The 16742-nt window shown below is 31.6% G+C and carries 15 protein-coding genes; all 15 read right to left on the bottom strand.

Features of this window, described 5'->3' with window-relative positions; translation table 11 throughout:
- Window positions 1-20 precede the first annotated feature (20 nt).
- A complete protein-coding gene (locus tag ACQ3F0_RS19480) occupies window positions 21-518 on the bottom strand; it encodes a TRAP transporter small permease (RefSeq protein ID WP_428867308.1) in 498 nt (165 codons plus the stop codon).
- Window positions 519-622: 104 nt separating this feature from the next.
- The gene (locus ACQ3F0_RS19475; RefSeq protein ID WP_428867306.1) at window positions 623-1678 is read right to left on the bottom strand and encodes a TRAP transporter substrate-binding protein; all 1056 of its coding nucleotides are present in this window, start codon (window positions 1676-1678) and stop codon (window positions 623-625) included.
- Between the two features lie 145 nt (window positions 1679-1823).
- Complete coding sequence (locus ACQ3F0_RS19470; RefSeq protein WP_428867305.1) at window positions 1824-3059, bottom strand: ester cyclase; 1236 nt, start codon at window positions 3057-3059, stop codon at window positions 1824-1826.
- A 683-nt stretch (window positions 3060-3742) separates the two neighbouring features.
- On the bottom strand, window positions 3743-3949 hold the full coding sequence (locus ACQ3F0_RS19465; protein WP_428867304.1) for an ester cyclase: 207 nt from the start codon (window positions 3947-3949) through the stop codon (window positions 3743-3745).
- Between the two features lie 83 nt (window positions 3950-4032).
- The gene (locus ACQ3F0_RS19460; protein ID WP_428867302.1) at window positions 4033-4776 is read right to left on the bottom strand and encodes an ester cyclase; all 744 of its coding nucleotides are present in this window, start codon (window positions 4774-4776) and stop codon (window positions 4033-4035) included.
- 383 nt (window positions 4777-5159) lie between these two features.
- Window positions 5160-5984 (bottom strand): AraC family transcriptional regulator, encoded by an 825-nt coding sequence (locus ACQ3F0_RS19455; RefSeq protein WP_428867300.1) that lies wholly within the window; start codon window positions 5982-5984, stop codon window positions 5160-5162.
- Window positions 5985-6153: 169 nt separating this feature from the next.
- Entirely contained in the window at window positions 6154-7200 is a 1047-nt protein-coding gene (locus ACQ3F0_RS19450; RefSeq protein ID WP_428867298.1) for a uroporphyrinogen decarboxylase family protein, read from the bottom strand.
- A 173-nt stretch (window positions 7201-7373) separates the two neighbouring features.
- Window positions 7374-8663: a TRAP transporter large permease gene (locus ACQ3F0_RS19445; RefSeq protein ID WP_428867296.1), complete on the bottom strand. Its 1290-nt coding sequence runs from the start codon at window positions 8661-8663 to the stop codon at window positions 7374-7376.
- 3 nt (window positions 8664-8666) lie between these two features.
- A complete protein-coding gene (locus tag ACQ3F0_RS19440) occupies window positions 8667-9239 on the bottom strand; it encodes a TRAP transporter small permease (RefSeq protein ID WP_428867294.1) in 573 nt (190 codons plus the stop codon).
- A 143-nt stretch (window positions 9240-9382) separates the two neighbouring features.
- Window positions 9383-10444, bottom strand: coding sequence for a DctP family TRAP transporter solute-binding subunit (locus ACQ3F0_RS19435; protein ID WP_428867292.1), 1062 nt, complete (start codon window positions 10442-10444; stop codon window positions 9383-9385).
- Window positions 10445-10924: 480 nt separating this feature from the next.
- The gene (locus ACQ3F0_RS19430; protein WP_428867291.1) at window positions 10925-11812 is read right to left on the bottom strand and encodes an SMP-30/gluconolactonase/LRE family protein; all 888 of its coding nucleotides are present in this window, start codon (window positions 11810-11812) and stop codon (window positions 10925-10927) included.
- 17 nt (window positions 11813-11829) lie between these two features.
- The gene (locus ACQ3F0_RS19425) at window positions 11830-12624 is read right to left on the bottom strand and encodes an HpcH/HpaI aldolase family protein (RefSeq protein ID WP_428867289.1); all 795 of its coding nucleotides are present in this window, start codon (window positions 12622-12624) and stop codon (window positions 11830-11832) included.
- A gap of 21 nt (window positions 12625-12645) precedes the next feature.
- On the bottom strand, window positions 12646-13491 hold the full coding sequence (locus tag ACQ3F0_RS19420; RefSeq protein ID WP_428867287.1) for a class II fructose-bisphosphate aldolase: 846 nt from the start codon (window positions 13489-13491) through the stop codon (window positions 12646-12648).
- 178 nt (window positions 13492-13669) lie between these two features.
- A complete protein-coding gene (locus ACQ3F0_RS19415) occupies window positions 13670-15085 on the bottom strand; it encodes a four-carbon acid sugar kinase family protein (RefSeq protein ID WP_428867286.1) in 1416 nt (471 codons plus the stop codon).
- Window positions 15086-15286: 201 nt separating this feature from the next.
- The gene (locus ACQ3F0_RS19410; protein ID WP_428867284.1) at window positions 15287-16702 is read right to left on the bottom strand and encodes an L-fucose/L-arabinose isomerase family protein; all 1416 of its coding nucleotides are present in this window, start codon (window positions 16700-16702) and stop codon (window positions 15287-15289) included.
- Window positions 16703-16742 lie beyond the last annotated feature (40 nt).

Genomic DNA, 16742 nt, shown 5'->3' with positions numbered 1-16742 from the left:
AAATAGAACCGCTACAGCCATTATTGTTCTCCTTCCTTCACATCATTAAAGCTTTTTACTCTCTTTATAATACTTTGTATTAATCTAACACATACTGAAATAAATCCTAGTGGCATAACTAGGTACAGTAACCACATTGGAATAGGTAGCGAAACAGCTGTTTGTCCACCAGATCTTATTGTTCCCATCAAATCAAAACCAACATATGAAACAATTATTGCAAAACCTAAGAAAACTAAATCACTAAAAATATCCAAAATTTTCCCTGCTTTTTTTGGCAATAATGAATGTAAAAATGTTATACGTATATGCTTATCTTCTTTAACTGCATATCCAACAGCGATATATACCATCCACACAAACATATATCTTGTCATCTCTTCTGTCCATGAGAAAGGTGTAGTCAATACATATCTACCAACAATTTGAATAAACGTAAATAATACCATTAACGCTAGAAATATTGACCCTATAACAACCTCTAGCTTGTCGTCAATCCAACAAATTATTTTCTTCACTTTTTACCTCCCAAAAATACCAAATAGTTAATCAAAATCGAGGAACACCTTTTTCAGCGTTCCTCCAATAATTATTTAGTCATTATTTTTGTTTTTATCACTAATTACTTTCTAAATACATCAAGTATTTCTTGTCCACACTTTTCAGCTACCATAGCTTCTATAGAATCAACATATATTGTTTTAAACTCTTCTCTTTGCTCATCAGTTAAACGAGTATAAGTAAGTTTTCCTTCTTTTTCTAACTCTTCCATTTCAGCAATAGCTTTTTCATTATCTTTTACAGTTAATTCCCACTGAGTATCAGCACATGCTTTAATAGCTTTTTCATATGCAGCTAATTGAGCTTCGTCAAACTTCTTGTATGTAGCTTCAGAAATTAATGATACTGGCATATAGTAACTATGATTTGTATCAGTAGCATATTTAAGAACTTCTACAATCCCTTGTTGTAAAATTGGTGGTCTAGAAGAAGCTAATCCATCGATAGTTCCTTGTTGTAAACCTGTATACATTTCACTCCAAGCCATAGGTGTAGGTATACATCCAAGAGTTTCTAATTCTTTAACATTAAGTGGATTTTCAGGAGTACGTACTTTTATACCTTTAAAATCAGCAACTTTTTCTATTGGTTTTACATTATTCCAAAATGCACGGTTAGCTCCACCAAAGAATGCTGCAACTCTCATGCCACTATTTTTATCTATAGTAGCTTGTCTTAAAGCATCACCAGCTGGTCCTTCAAGTTTTGCTCTTGCATCATCCATACTATCAAATAAATAGTTTGCATTGAAAACATAGAATTTCTCAACATGAGGTGCTAATTGTATAGCAGCAACAGAAGCCATATCGATTTCTCCTAATTGAACTCCTTCAATACTATCACGGTCAGAACCTACCAATTGCCCTGCTGGATAAATTTCTACTGTAACACCAACATTTTCTGCTTCAATAATTTCTTTGAATTTAACAAATCCTTGATGAATACTTTCTTCTTCTGGAGACATGTGAGCTATACGTAGTTTGATTTCTTTGTGCTCGCCACCAGCCGCATCTCCTCCATCATTTTTTGCAGTATTACCACCACCGCAACCAGTTAATAGTAAAGTCAAACTCATTACTGTCGCAAACACCTTTGCCATTGTAGATTTTCTTATCATTATTTTTCCTCCCTATAAATAGTTTTTTTACTCTTTTGCTAATTTGAGCTTATGCTTTTGTCGCCTATATAATTTGTTTATATATAATGCTTTGCATTTATATATCATTAAAATTGTAAAACCTACTTACCTGACTAACTTAGTACTATTCAGTATATATCTGTTTTAAAACATCTAAGGCATCAAATGTAATCCATTCTTCTATAACTTTTTCATTAGCTATTCTTAGATGATTAACCCCTAAAATTTCTATATGTTTGCCACTCGGATAACCAAAATATCCTATTCCCTCATGAATTCCTTTTATTCTCCATCTTACTGCTACATCCCACTCATTTTCTTTGGCTCTCTTATTACATGTAACTCTTTCTATTATTACATCTGCATTAGTACAAGATGCAAACAAACTAATGAACATAGCCTGTATTTGATTGTATCCTTCTAAATCTTGATTACAAATAAAGTGTACTACAGCATTATCAGCATAGTAATTTCTTACTTCATTAATCAAATTTCCTTGCCATATTTTATTAAACATGCTAAGAATAAAATCTCCAATTTCAAATCCCTCATGCTTCGGAATATATTCTTGAGGTGACAATTGCCCTGCCTTATTTTCACTAATACCAAAAGTTGATTGAAGAGCTGGAACTTTATTTTTACTCATTTTTGCTAAGTTTTTTGCTACCTCTATTGGCTCTAATCCCAATTGTTGTACTATATATAGATTATCTCTTACTATCCATTCTTCGCACACTCTATTATTGTGAAGAAACGTAACGGCAACTGTTCTAAATATAGCTTTTTTTCCTGTTGCAGGACCAAATGTACTATCCCCTAAATTTGTTGCTGTAGACATTATTCTATGTGATGAATAAAACCCATCTTTATCATTACCTGACCAAATAACATTTTCCCCAAGCAAACGTCTATCAGGAAAAGAATGTAGTGTTTGCATTGTATTAGATATTACTGCATTTTTACCTACTGCATTATCGCTACCTGTATGTACTACTGCAGAATTATTATAATGTTTGTTAATCAAACCTATTCCCTTTTCTTCCCATATTCTATGAGTTGATTTTATGATATAATCCACTACATCACGATATCTGTCCTCAAAACCATTCATACTTTGTTTGCTTTCTGTTATATTCACAAATTCATTGAAATCGTTTAGACCAAAAGGGACAACTTCATTGCTATCACCATAATAAACTTTTAAATCATTTACATTATTTTCAGCACTCTTTGCAGTTACTTTTCCAACCATTTTCTTTTCAACCGCCCTTTCTTTTAAGTTATTATCTTTACTTTTTGAAGTCACTTCTCCTAAATTTTCTTTAATAACATTTCGATCTTTAGACTCCTTATTTTGCATAATATCACCTCGATTTTAATACTTTAAGTAACTAATCTATCATTCCTAAACCTTAATAAAATTGTACCATCTGAGAAATTTAACACCTTAATTTAATTGCCAACCCTTAGCATGATAATGACATAATCTTATGATTAGTCAGAAAATTTCAAAAGAACTATAAAAATTCTATAGTTCTCTGTTTTTCTTGCAATCTATAAAAGATATTTTTTATTTCTTAATCTATCAAAAACATCTATACACAAGAAAAAAAGGAATGATATAAATACTAAAAAAGTATCTATCCATTCCTCTGTCTCATAAACCTGAAAGTTTCTCACATCATACTATTTTTATAAATATTTCTCACTATTGGCATTGAGGCTGCGTATTTATTATAAACGTCAAATTGCTGCTATATCTATTTTAAAACACTTTATAGTGATTGCCTCTTCGGTGTTCTTAAAACTTTCCAGAGAACTCTGTCAGGCTATATATGATTAATTGTTTCTCTTGAATTCACCAATATTCCTCCATTACATCCAAAGTTTACTCACTATATATAGACCAGTTATTCACAAGCAGTCAATACGCTATTAATCCACTCTGTGCTGTCTGCACTATATTGACGTACAATCTTCCATTTTTGATTAATTTTCCGTATGTAGAGCATTTGGGTACTAAGTGCACGTTCCTCCATGCTTTTACCGCTTAAAATGATAACATCCCGTTCTTACTCTTTCAAAAATATCTATACCCATTTGATATAACATATGAATTATATCAAGATTTACCCAATTTTCTACAGCTCTTCCATCTTCAATACGCCACCAATCAATACAACGCATATCAATTTCAACACCAGTCGCTGGAATACCTAACCAGTCGTTTCCTAAATGCGTCGCACTCATTACATGCCACCCACCCATGAAAGCGTAGTTGTTTTCTCCGTAATTTGCGAAACCATCTTTGTTCATTCTATCTGGAAGAGAATTTAGCCATGCACCTGATGGAACTTTTGAAAACCTTCAATACCTTTACACACGCCAATTCCATAAGGACCATACCAGGAAAAATCTTTTTTGAATTTTGTTTCCAAATTAAATCCTTCATATCCACTATCCGCAAATGTGTTTAAATCTTCATGCATATTTGTAATCAAATTGATTGAAGCAGAACCCTTCTCTGCATCGCTTTCCTCAAGTATCACACCATCAAATGTACGTGGTCCAGGAATCATGCATTCATTTCCAAGCGCATTAAAAAACACATAACCCGCTTGAGCAAGTAAATCTAATAAATCTAACAACATATATGTCTGAACAATCTTACCGTCTTTAATTTGACTACATTCACAAAAACGTATGTAAACCACTCCGCCAGTAGGAGGTATATCCAAAAACTCTTCAGTGAATGTAGCTTCATAGTATCCATTTGCACATACCCAATCACTGTTTTTAAATTCAGTTTCTTGACCTTCACAATTAACATCTGTTGCACCTGTCAAAATATACGGATGTTTTAGGGCATCTGGAAAAGCTCTTAAAAACGGTTTCCAAAATTGCTCTATCATCGCTTTAAGTCCTTGAATATGATTTACTGGATGTGAGCAGTCAAAACTCGTATCCTCTGTAAAATAATCTGACAGTATCTCACCAATATTACTTTCATCCGCACCATAAAGACGATCATAATATTCCTTTACCATTCTTTTATTCTGTAAATTAAGACTTGACATAATCAAATTCCTCCTTCATTCACAACCATATTCTTTGCTTGGAGCTTTTAAAATTTACATGAAATAGGAATTAGTCAGAATATTCAAAAGAACTAAAGATAAGATTTATTTATTCATAAAAAAAAATATAAACTCATTATAAAATGATTTATAAATAAGGGAGTTAAAATAAATCACTATAATAAGTTTATACTATTAATCAATAATCTAAACTTAATTAAACTTGTATTCTAAGTAGTTTTATAAAAGATTCTTAATTGTTAACTTTAATAAAATTATATCATATTAGAAATTTACTACCTTAATATAAATTCCATTTTTTGGCATAAAATCTTCACAAAAATAAAAAAGCTATGGATTATCCATAACTTAAAGTTTAATAATTATAAATTTTTTTGATATTGAGAAGGCGTTACATTCATAATTTTCTTGAATTGCCTTGAAAAATAATTACTATCTGAGAATCCACAATCCAAAGCAATTTCTGTAATAGTTTTATTAGTATTATTCAATAAATAACAAGCGTTATTTATTTTCATTTGTAAAATATATCTCATAGGAGTTACACTATAGTTTTCTTTAAAAATTCTTATAAACTGCCTTTTAGATAGACAAGCCTTTTCAGCTAATTGATCCAAACACACCTCTTTAGTATAATTGGCTTCTAGAAATGCTACAGCTTCTGCCATTTTCATAGCTTTATCAAATCCTGCATTTTGAGATGATGTGTATTTTCTAGATAGATATGCAACTAGTAACATAAATAGAGAATGGAAAACAACCTCAAATCCAAAGTCTTTGTTTTTATATTCTCTAAGTAATCTTTCCAGCACAGATACTACATATTTTTGACCTTCATAGTCTAATATCATTCTGCTCTTGCATTTAAATTGACTTTTATAAAAAGGTTCGATTAAAAACAAAGCTTGAAACCCTGAAATTTTTTTCAAACTCCCAGCCTTTTTCATTAATTCTTCTGTATTATATAATATATTATACATCTCAAGATTTTCAGCATTTTTAAATCCATGTGTACTGTTCTCATTTACTACATAAACATGACCTTCCTTAACTTGAAATTGCTTATTATTAATTATATGTACTGCCTTACCTTTGGTAATTATAAATAATTGTGAATACTCATGTGCATGTATTGGATAATCTGAGCTAAAAGAAAATTTTTCTATAAAAAATGGCAACATTTTCATATGTTTTTATTCCCCTTTAATGAATGTAAAACCAACATTTATTTAAACAGAATCAAAATATAAACTCATTATGAAATGATTTGAAAAACAAGGGTATGAAAAACAAATCATTCTAATGAGTTTATACTGTAAACTAAATTAATAATTGAACAAATTAACCTTTTATAATCTATTTAATTTTGTAATCATCTGCTGCTTTAAACATAGCTTTTAAGTTTTCAAGAGGAACTTGGTTTATTGAACCACCAGCAGCAAGTACACATTTATTATTACCTTCGAATGATTTAAGTACTTCAATGCACTTATCATAAGTTTCATCAGCAGTCCATTTTTGTAAGTCAAGTGGACTTAAGCCACCTAGAAGAGATACTTTACCTTTAGTCAATTCTAAAGCATCGTGCGGAGAAATATCAGGATGATATTGCCATGCAACCATTCCCGAATCTCCTATTGCTGGTGCTACGTGACGTGCCGTTGAATCATTGTGTAACCACCTTTGAGTATTAGGGAATTCTTTAAACATTTGCTGGTATCTTGGTAAAATAAATTCTCTATACGTAGGTTCACTAAGAAATGCTGAAAGGTCATCTCCTACTAATATGTGATGCAGAGAACCTAAGATTTTTTCTTGAGCTTTCATAAATCTTATTTGAGTTTCTACAACTACATCTAATATTCTATTAACTATTTCAGGTTCCACTAGAGTATCAGCACAACAATCACTAATCCCTCTAATGTTTGCTGCTGTTGTAAAAGAGCCTTGTACAGCATGTGGATTAACTCTATACCCTTTTGGACAGTGTTCTACCATATATTGCAACGTTTCAAGTGCTTGTCTCATATAGTTATCTCCATATGGATCTCCTGGTTTTAACCAATCTAAATCTTCTACTGTTTCTGCTTCTGCAATTCTTGGATTAGGATGAACAGAAATATATCCTTGATCGTCAAATTTCACTATTCCACCAAGTCCACTTGCTACTGCAACAGATCCCATATCTGGAACTAAATCACCAATGCCATCTATTTTTTCAAGTGCTTCAACTTGGCATTCAAGAGTTACTTCAGGTTTATGGAAAAAATCATCCAACTTAACTCCTGTAACTGCTTGGAAGAACGGATACGTATAATAGTTAAATACTGCATGTCCGTCAGATTTTTCTCCTACAATACTTTGTTTTAAACGTCTAAAATTTCTCTCTCTTAAAGTTGTCATATATATATACCTTCCTTATATAATATAATTTTTTTATTGTAAGTTGTAAATTGTAAATTATAAATTACGGATACCTTGCGGTATAGCAAAATCTTTTATTTAAATTTAGATATTCTGAAGAATGAAGAATATCATCCTTAACTGATAACTTACAACTTTCAATTGATAACTAATTAAACCGGTATTCCAAGTAATTTTGGAAGAGTTAATGAAATAGCTGGTATATACGTAACCAATAATAATACTATTATCATAACCGCAATCCACGGCAATATTGCTTTTGCAAGTACATCAAATTTGATATCACTAATTTGACATGCCATAAATAAATTTGCTCCTAGTGGAGGGGTAATAAATCCTATTGCCAAGTTTAAAACCATTATAAGACCAAAATGTACTGGGTTTACTCCTAATGCAACTACTATTGGTAATAAAATCGGAACCAAAATAATTATTGCTGCATTTGTCTCCATGAAAGTACCAACTACTAATAATAAAGCATTTATCAAAAGCAATACTAATATTTTACTTGATGTAATTGCTAATATAGCATTTGCAATTTGTACAGGTACTTGAGTTATTGTTAAAATACGTCCAAATCCTGAAGATATTCCTATTATAACTATAACTGCTGCACATAATAAACATGAGTTAAAACCTATAAATGGTAAATCTTTAATTTTAACTTCTTCATACCAAAAAACACTAACCATTATTCCATAAACACAAGCAACTGCTGCTGCTTCAGTTGGAGTAAATACTCCCCCATAAATACCACCTAAAATAATAACTGGAACCATAAGTGCAGGTATCGCATCAATAATTATATTAACTACTTCTTTTGCAGTATATTTATGGTCATCACCTTTCCAACCATTTTTAACTGACATAAATACTGTGTACATTATTAAACCAAGACCAACTAATAATCCTGGACCAATACCTGCAGTAAACATACCTGTAACAGATACATTAGCAGCAATAGCGTAAACAACCATACAAATACTTGGTGGAATAAGAGTTCCTACTGTTCCTGCTGTTGCACACAATGCGCCTGCAAATGGCTTGTCATAACCTTTTTTCACCATAGCAGGTATCATAACAACCCCAATAGCTGCAACTGTAGCAGATCCAGTTCCTGATATAGCTGCGAAGAATAAACAGGTTACGATAGAAACTACTCCAAGTCCCCCTGTCATACGTCCGAAAAATAATCCAGAAACATCAATTAATCTCTTTGATATTCCACCTCTACCCATAATATCTCCAGCATATGCAAACAAAGGAACTGCCATCAATGGGAAAGAGTTAAGTCCTTGTATCATTGTTTGTGTAAATGCTTCAGTACTTATAGGATTCACTCCATAAATTGTAACTATAGATGCTAAACCTAAAGATACTGCTATAGGCACTGATAATACTAAAAATAATATAAAACTTCCAAATAGTAATGCAATAGTCATTATCTAGTCCTCCTCTTCCTTTCCAGAGCTTTTAATTGCAAAACAAATATCATTTGCTCCAGTATAAACTCCAGTATGATTTTCAAAGTATTCTAGTGATTCCGAGAAATTTTTGAACTTCCACACTATTCCTTGAATTAGTCGAACTAACATTAAAATAAATCCTACTGCTGCCGCACCATACATAACATTCATTGAAATATCCAAAGTTGTTGCTCTATCATTAAACTCAGCAACAGATTGACATATTTTCACCGCTGACACAAATATAAACCCTGCAAAAGCTAAGAATAAAAAATCAACAATAATCATTATTATCTTTTGTACTTTTTCATTAAATCTACCTACTATAAAAGTAACCTTAATATGTCTATGATTCCTTGTAGTATAAGAAATACTAAAATACATTAACCAAACAAACATAAATCTTGAAACTTCTTCTGCCCATGAAAATCCGGCACTGAACCCGAATCTTAATATTACTTGTAAGGTAATTAAAACTGTCATGATATAAAATAATGTAGCCATTATAATTGGTTCAAAATTTATATCGAGCCAAGAAAAAACTTTTCTCATTTGAATGTCAACTCCTTAAAATTTTTTCAAGTTATTTTTTTAAGTCAGGTAATTAAATTATTTAAATGGTAACATCCAGAATAGATATTCTAGATGTTACCAACCATTTTTTTGTTATACTATAAATACTTTTGCATTACCTATTATTGTCTTTCAGCTTCTATTTCACCCATTACCATATCAAATATTTCTTGACCACATTTTCCTACTATATCTTCTTTTACTGCTTCATTCATTAATTTACCCATCTTTTGTCTTTCTTCAACTGGAACTTCATTGATTTCGATTCCTAAATCAGGAAGTTTAGCTAGTGTTTCTTCTTCTTGTTTAGCCATCAATTCTCTCTCCATATCTATAGCTACTTTTGCTTCATCTTCAATAAGTTTTCTATCTTCAGCAGATAAACCATCCATAAATTTTGTATTAGCATACCATAAGTAGTTAGTGTATATATGTCTTGTTAAAGACCAGTACTCTTGTGCTTCATAAAATTTTGCAGTAACAAAACTAGTAGTAGCACACTCTTGTCCATCGATTAAGTTTTGTTGTAATGAAGTAAATACTTCAGCCCAAGATAAACTTGTTAAAGTAACTCCAACTGATTCCCAAGCTTTTATTTGTATAGGATTATACCCTCTAATTTTTATTCCTTTAACATCTTCTGCTGATGTAATAGGTCTTTTACTATTTGAAAAGTTTCTAAAACCTATCTCCATGTATCCTAAACCTGTAAGCATATTAGCTTCCAAAGGCTTCATTAGCTCTTTACCAGCTTTTCCGTCTAACACTCTATGAGCATGAGCAGAATCATCAAACATATAGAAAGAATCCCAAACTGCAAACTCTGGAATAGATTGAGTGAAAAGTGTTGTTGCACCTATTCCCATATCTATGTCTCCACGACGAGTTTGATCAAACATTTCTTGAGCACTACCTAATTGTGCACTTGGATAAATTACTATATCGATTCTTCCATCTGATTTTTCTTCTACAGATTTTTCAAATTCCAATAACGCCTTATGAGCTGGTGTTTCAACACTACTATCATGACCTATACGTATTTCGATTTTTTCAGCTTTTTTATCAGGCTCTTTTTCTCCTTTATCAGCTGAGTTGTTTGTCTTACTTCCACCACACGCTGTCATGGTTGCTGCCATTGCACCTACAAGTAACATCGATACTAACAATTTAATAGATTTTTTCATACTAAAAATCCCCCTCATTTATATAAAATTTTGTTTAAACATTATGATATTATACACAACTTTTAATATTCCAAAGATATATGTAAATGTTTACTTCTCAAGCCTAAAATTATCAGTAACATTTTTAATTATTAGTAATTTTATCTTAGTGATTTTATAAATTTTAGTGATTTTAGTGAAGTTGCTTAATATGTCTTTTCAAGTTTGGCTTTTTTAACTTAATTAATTTTGAATTGTCAATTTTGATTTGTTAGTTTTGATTTGCCTCTTATTAAACGTCAGATAACTTTTTGTGTATAGGTATTTTTTATCTAATATGTATGTTATTGTAACATTTTTCAACTTTTTTTGCAAGTACTATTTTTTGAATTTTCTTACTTTTTGTATTACATTTTACTTTTCATATGAATTTGAATGAATTTTACAAACAACACCTTCCCTTTCTTAAAAAAAGGGAAGAAAGTTATTTGTAAATATTTCTTAAAATGGAACTTTTCCTCTTATTGTATAAACTGTTGTTGAGGCTGCTAAGTACAATGTTTTTAAATCGCTACCTCCAAAAGTAAAATTAGCTAGTTGTTCTGGAATATGCACTACACCAAGACATCTTGCATTTTTATCAAAGATATGAAGTCCACCTTGAGCACAGCAATATAAATTCCCTTCACTGTCTATTTTCATTCCATCAGGTAGTCCAGGACCTTCCCCTTCAGTCACAGCCCAAATTCTCTTATTATCTAAATTCCCATCATTGTCAATATCAAATACTTCAATAGTTTTTCTAGGAGAATCATTTACAAACAATTGTCTTTCATCTTTTGAAAAACATAGTCCATTGGGATTTTCAAAATGATCTGCAAGTAATGTTAACTCATGAGTTTCAGAACATAACTTAAATACCCCTTGAAAGTTCAATTCTTGCTCTCTTGGCACGCCAACTCTTGATGGATTCCTTCCAAATCGTGGATCTGTAAAGTATATTGTTCCATCACTTTTTACAACAACATCATTGGGACTATTTAATTCCTTTCCATTATAATGAGATATAAGTACTTTTCTATTACTTCCATCTACATTCATCATACTTAATCTACTTTTAGTATGCTCACAGCTAATAATTCTTCCTTTATTATCATAACAATTACCATTAGACTTATTGTTATCTTTTATAACTATAGAAACATCGCCATTCTTATCAAGCTTATAAGTAACACTTTCAGGAATATCATTGAAAATTAAATGTTTTTCTTTTTCATTCCAAATAGGCCCTTCAATAAAAGTAAATCCTGAAGCAACTACTTTTAACTCTTGTTCAAGGCTTATAATATCGAAGATTTTTTCATCAAAAACTTCCAATTTAATTGGCATTGTGTCCACCCTCTTGATTATCTATTAGGATACTCTTCTTTAAAACTCTCTACATTTTTCACTGCAAGTTTACCTAATGATACTGTATCAGACATTACAATAACAAACTGATAACCTTTATCATAAAGTACTTTTGCTTGTTCAAAGCTACCAGCAACAGTTCCTAAGAATTTATTAGAAGCAAATACTGTTTTTTCTATTTTAGCAATAGCTTCTTGAACTTCTGGATGTTTTGGATCACAGAAATGTCCCATTGAAGTAGCCAAATCCATTGGTCCTATAAATATACCATCTAATCCTTCAACACTTACTAATTCTTCAATATTTTCAACAGCAATTGGAGTTTCTACTGCAGTCATTAACATAACTTCATCATCTGCGTGATTCATATAGTTCATTATGTTATATCCAAATCCTTCTGCTCTTGGACTTCCTGCAACCCCTCTAACACCTGCTGGTGGGTATTTACATGCTTTTACTGCTGATTCTGCTTCTTCTTTTGTACTTACATATGGAACTAAAAGACCATGTACTCCTGCGTCTAAGATTCTTTTTATTGCTACAAAATCATTCCAAGGTGCTCGTACAAGTGGTGTTGCCCCGTATCCGTTCATTCCTTGTAATTGAGAAATTAAAGTCATAATATTTCCAGGACCATGTTCCATGTCTATAATACAAAAGTCAAAACCAGATCTAGCCATTACCTCTGCTGTTATATTACTCCCAGATTGTAACCATCCTCCAACAACTTTTTTACCGTCTTTTAGTAAGTGTTTTACTTTATTATTGAATTTTTCATCTTTTCTTAACATTTTCTTCACCTCATCTAATTTTTAATATCTGTCGTAAGAGCCAAATAATTTTATTTTACTAACCACAATATCTCCCATAGCTTCTATGCAATTATTCATTATTTTTAATAAATCATTCTTTTCCTCTGATATACTCATTTTTTTCATAGCATTTAAATATGCTTCTCTAACTTCAGTATTGACATTCACTTTGCATATACCCAGCTCAATACATTTTTTAATTACATCTTCTTTAAGTCCTGAACCACCATGTAATACAAGAGGAACTTCCACAGACTTAGAAATTTCAGTTAATCTTTCAAAGTCTATGACAGGTTCGCATTTATAGTGTCCGTGAACATTGCCAATACATACTGCTAAACTATCAACACTAGTATATTCAACATATTCTTTTGCTTTTAAGGGATTAGTAAGCTTTGCGTCATGCTCTGCAACTGTAATTCCATCTTCTGAACCACTAAGCCTGCCATACTCTCCTTCAATTACTGCTTCATATTTATGAGCTAAATCAGCCATCTTCTTAGTAAACTTCAGATTGTCCCTATATTCTAATTGAGACCCATCAGCCATAACAGATTTTACTCCTAAATTCAATGCTAACTCGATATCATTAGCTTTATCGCTATGATCAAAATGAATAGCAACTGGTACTTCAGTAGTTTCTGATGCTTTTTTACACATTTCAATGAAGGGTGCCCCCCCATATTCTAAAACTATTGGATGCAGTTGAAGAATAATAGGACTTTTCTCCTTTTGTGCTGAAGAAATCACAGCTTTTACACCTTCCATATTATATACATTAAACGCACCTACAGCATATTTACCTTTTTGAGCATCCATCAAAAGTTTTTTTTCGTTAATCAACATAATATAACCTCCAGTACAGTTCACAATGCACAGTTTTCAGTTGACAGTTGTGGATACCTTTTGCATAGCAAAAGTCCATTACTAGATTATCGAAAATGATAAAGGTTTAATTATAGATTTTCTGAAAGATAATCATCCTTAACTGTCCATTGTACACTGTAAACTGACAACTAATAAATTATTTACTTAAAATTTTCACAGCATCTGCTAATGCATACTCGTCACCAACATTGCCTGGGAAAACTATATATGTTGAATCAGGATATCGACCTTCTTTTCCAACTTTCCAAACTGGTATTCCCTTTAGTATCTGACCCATAACAACCGCTCTTTTTATACCAATCCCTTTTGTAGCTACATCACTGGATGTAATTCCACCCTTTGCTATTACATATCTTGGTATACTTTCTAATGAATGAAGTATTTCTATAAGACCATCAGAAATAAGATTTCCTTTAGCTAGACTACTCTTAGTCTCATCACCTTTTAATACTCTTCTTGAAGTATAGATAGCTACATCTTTTTCTTTTTCCAATATAGCATCTACCTTTTCAGCTATGCTTATTATTTCATTTTCTCTAGTTTCTTCATTTATTAATAATGAAACATCAATTTCTATACTTTCAATGTCTGTTTCTTTAATTAATGTTTGAACTTGCTCAGTTGTTTTTGGAACATAAGATCCTACAATAAGTAAGCCGCCACCTTTTTTATTAACATTAAGTTCTTCTTTACTTAGAAGAGATCTCGATGTATTTCCTGCTCTTGTTTTTACAAAAGATGAGGATGTTCTATATAAGAATTTTTTTCCTGACCCTTCAGCTTCCAATAATGCTTTAACGAAAACTTCTACATCCTTATAAGTGAAAGCATTAACTATGCAAATCTGAGAATCAAATAGTTTGACAAGCTTTTCTTTAACTTTATCTGGTCCACTTTTTCTAATGTCATCTAATGTTATAGATACAACATCTTCCTTTTTCACATCTCCATTAGTCTTTTCTTCTATCCACTCTTTAAGATTAGATGATTTATATCCAAAGGTATGATCATCTGCAAAAGGAGTTAAACCTGCAGGTATAAAATCCACTCCTTCTTTTACATAATGGATATCATTAGCTGTATATCTACCACCCTCTAAAAAGTAAGGAAATAGAATCCATCCATCGAATTTTTCCTGTAGAGCTTCTTGCAGTGCATTTACTTCTTTTAGAAAATGTCCTCTAAGTGTTGAGTCACCTCTACTAACTATAGCAAATGAAGAATCAGTATTTTTAGCAGCTTCTTTCAAATTCTGTGCAATTTCTTTATTTAAAGCTATCGCATTTTCTTCTGACATTGCTCTTGAATTTGTAAGTATATAAAATGCATTATACTCATCATTTTTAAATTCTTCAGTCAGAATATCTATAGACCATTCAGTAAGTATTGGTAAATCATGTACTGTCTGAGTTCCTGTTGGGTCATCATCTAAAACAACTAATTTATGTTTGCTTTTATTTAATAATTCATCAATATCTTGAACTAAATCTTCTGACCATTCATTTGGTAAAGATTCTTCTATAACTGTCTTTTTAATAATCTTTTCGTTCATGCTATCCCTCCCAGTAATATAGAAAAGCTGCTTCGCTACTTTTCTATCAGTTTACAATTGACAGTCTACAATTTTCAGTAATGGATGATTTTCTTCCAGAAAATTTTCAAATAAGATTAGAATCTTTTGCTAGCAAAAGGTATCCTTTACTGTCAACTGTAAAATATAAACTGTAAACTGTAAACTTTAGTATGAACTAATTTATTTCATAACAACCGGTGTTATATCTAACATTTCACAAACACTTACTAACTCTTTTTCATATATACCACCAACACCTACTATATGATTTGATCCGAATTCATCAACAAACTCATCAAAATCAAAACTTACTTTTACATACGCTGTTGGTAATTGATGAGATCCTCTTGATTTTACAAACTCATCAAGTGTTTCTGCATCTGGAGTTATAACTTCACCAGGAATAATTGCCATTTTATATTGTCCCTTTACTCTGTATAAACGAGCTAAAGTGATTTCTCCTGGAGCTGCCATCATAAATGTTGATGCTCCACCTGCAGGTCTATTAGCTGGACGAAGTTCAATTTTTTTCATATTCTCTGCAGGATCATCTGAGCGATTAGCAAACCAAGCAGTCATTCCTCCGCAGTTTGGTAAGTATAGTAAATTCTTTTCTGGTGCCATATGACTTACATCTGCAAACATTGTTGCTGCATCTCCAGAAATAATCTTTAACATTTCCATAGTTAATGCTGCATCTGCATCTGCTTCACAAGACATTGCTATTGGTTTCTTTGGACCTTCTCCATCATATGAATAAGGTAAGAATGCTGCTGATAAACATTGAGGAACATAATTATTTGTTAAATCAGGCATACATTTTACTGATAAGAAGCTTAAATTTCTTTGCTCAATAATATCTTTTGTTGCAAGATAACATCTAACTTGATATTTAAGTTTATCAGAAGTTAATTTTTCATTGTAAGAAACCTTACTTACACTCTCAACGAGCCACTTAGTCATTTTTTCAACTCTATCTTCATCTATCATATCAGCTTGTCTTATAATTTCTAATTGATCTATATGATCTGTATCTATTCCAAATTTAGCCTTCCACTGCATAGGATCATGAACTCCAGTATCTATACCAAGAGAACGGCCACCAAACATTCCAAAAATCTCGCCTTTAAGTTTACTAGCAACTTGTGCTGCTTGTAGATAAGGCATCATTTTTTCTTCAAATACTTTATCACCAAAGTCAGCTCTAATTCTAATATGTGGTTTACCGATTTGACTTAGAGTACCACCTATTCCTAATAATCCAACTGTACCATGAGTTCCTGGGTCACAATTAGTAACTAGAACAGTTGGTAAATCCAAAGCAATAACACTTCTAACTACCATATTTGGCCAAGACCAACAAGGATTGTAAGCTATATAAGATTCAACACCTGCTTTTTTAAGCATATCTACTTGCTCATCTATGTCTTGTATAGTACATGCAACCTTCTCCCCATAAACTAAATCTATTGGAAGACTACTAAAATACTCTATTCCATCAAAATACTTTGGTTCTGCATATCTCTTGAAAAAGTTATTATATTCATGATCTCTTGGATCTCCAAAAGTAATTAATCCTACTCTAGGTTTACTCATAATACTTTGCCTCCTAAAATTTTATATATTAAAATTAATA

Source organism: Clostridium sediminicola (assembly GCF_050402865.1).
Classification (GTDB): Bacteria; Bacillota; Clostridia; order Clostridiales; family Clostridiaceae; genus Clostridium_AF; species Clostridium_AF sediminicola.
This window is presented reverse-complemented; position numbering and strand designations above follow the sequence as displayed.

Excerpts from the sequence above, each read along its gene's own strand:
- ACQ3F0_RS19475 (WP_428867306.1), bottom strand. The coding sequence starts at position 1,678 with ATGATAAGAAAATCTACAATGGCAAAGGTGTTTGCGACAGTAATGAGT.
- ACQ3F0_RS19470 (WP_428867305.1), bottom strand. The coding sequence starts at position 3,059 with ATGCAAAATAAGGAGTCTAAAGATCGAAATGTTATTAAAGAAAATTTA.
- ACQ3F0_RS19465 (WP_428867304.1), bottom strand. The coding sequence starts at position 3,949 with ATGAGTGCGACGCATTTAGGAAACGACTGGTTAGGTATTCCAGCGACT.
- ACQ3F0_RS19460 (WP_428867302.1), bottom strand. The coding sequence starts at position 4,776 with ATGTCAAGTCTTAATTTACAGAATAAAAGAATGGTAAAGGAATATTAT.
- ACQ3F0_RS19455 (WP_428867300.1), bottom strand. The coding sequence starts at position 5,984 with ATGAAAATGTTGCCATTTTTTATAGAAAAATTTTCTTTTAGCTCAGAT.
- ACQ3F0_RS19450 (WP_428867298.1), bottom strand. The coding sequence starts at position 7,200 with ATGACAACTTTAAGAGAGAGAAATTTTAGACGTTTAAAACAAAGTATT.
- ACQ3F0_RS19445 (WP_428867296.1), bottom strand. The coding sequence starts at position 8,663 with ATGACTATTGCATTACTATTTGGAAGTTTTATATTATTTTTAGTATTA.
- ACQ3F0_RS19440 (WP_428867294.1), bottom strand. The coding sequence starts at position 9,239 with ATGAGAAAAGTTTTTTCTTGGCTCGATATAAATTTTGAACCAATTATA.
- ACQ3F0_RS19435 (WP_428867292.1), bottom strand. The coding sequence starts at position 10,444 with ATGAAAAAATCTATTAAATTGTTAGTATCGATGTTACTTGTAGGTGCA.
- ACQ3F0_RS19430 (WP_428867291.1), bottom strand. The coding sequence starts at position 11,812 with ATGCCAATTAAATTGGAAGTTTTTGATGAAAAAATCTTCGATATTATA.
- ACQ3F0_RS19425 (WP_428867289.1), bottom strand. The coding sequence starts at position 12,624 with ATGTTAAGAAAAGATGAAAAATTCAATAATAAAGTAAAACACTTACTA.
- ACQ3F0_RS19420 (WP_428867287.1), bottom strand. The coding sequence starts at position 13,491 with ATGTTGATTAACGAAAAAAAACTTTTGATGGATGCTCAAAAAGGTAAA.
- ACQ3F0_RS19415 (WP_428867286.1), bottom strand. The coding sequence starts at position 15,085 with ATGAACGAAAAGATTATTAAAAAGACAGTTATAGAAGAATCTTTACCA.
- ACQ3F0_RS19410 (WP_428867284.1), bottom strand. The coding sequence starts at position 16,702 with ATGAGTAAACCTAGAGTAGGATTAATTACTTTTGGAGATCCAAGAGAT.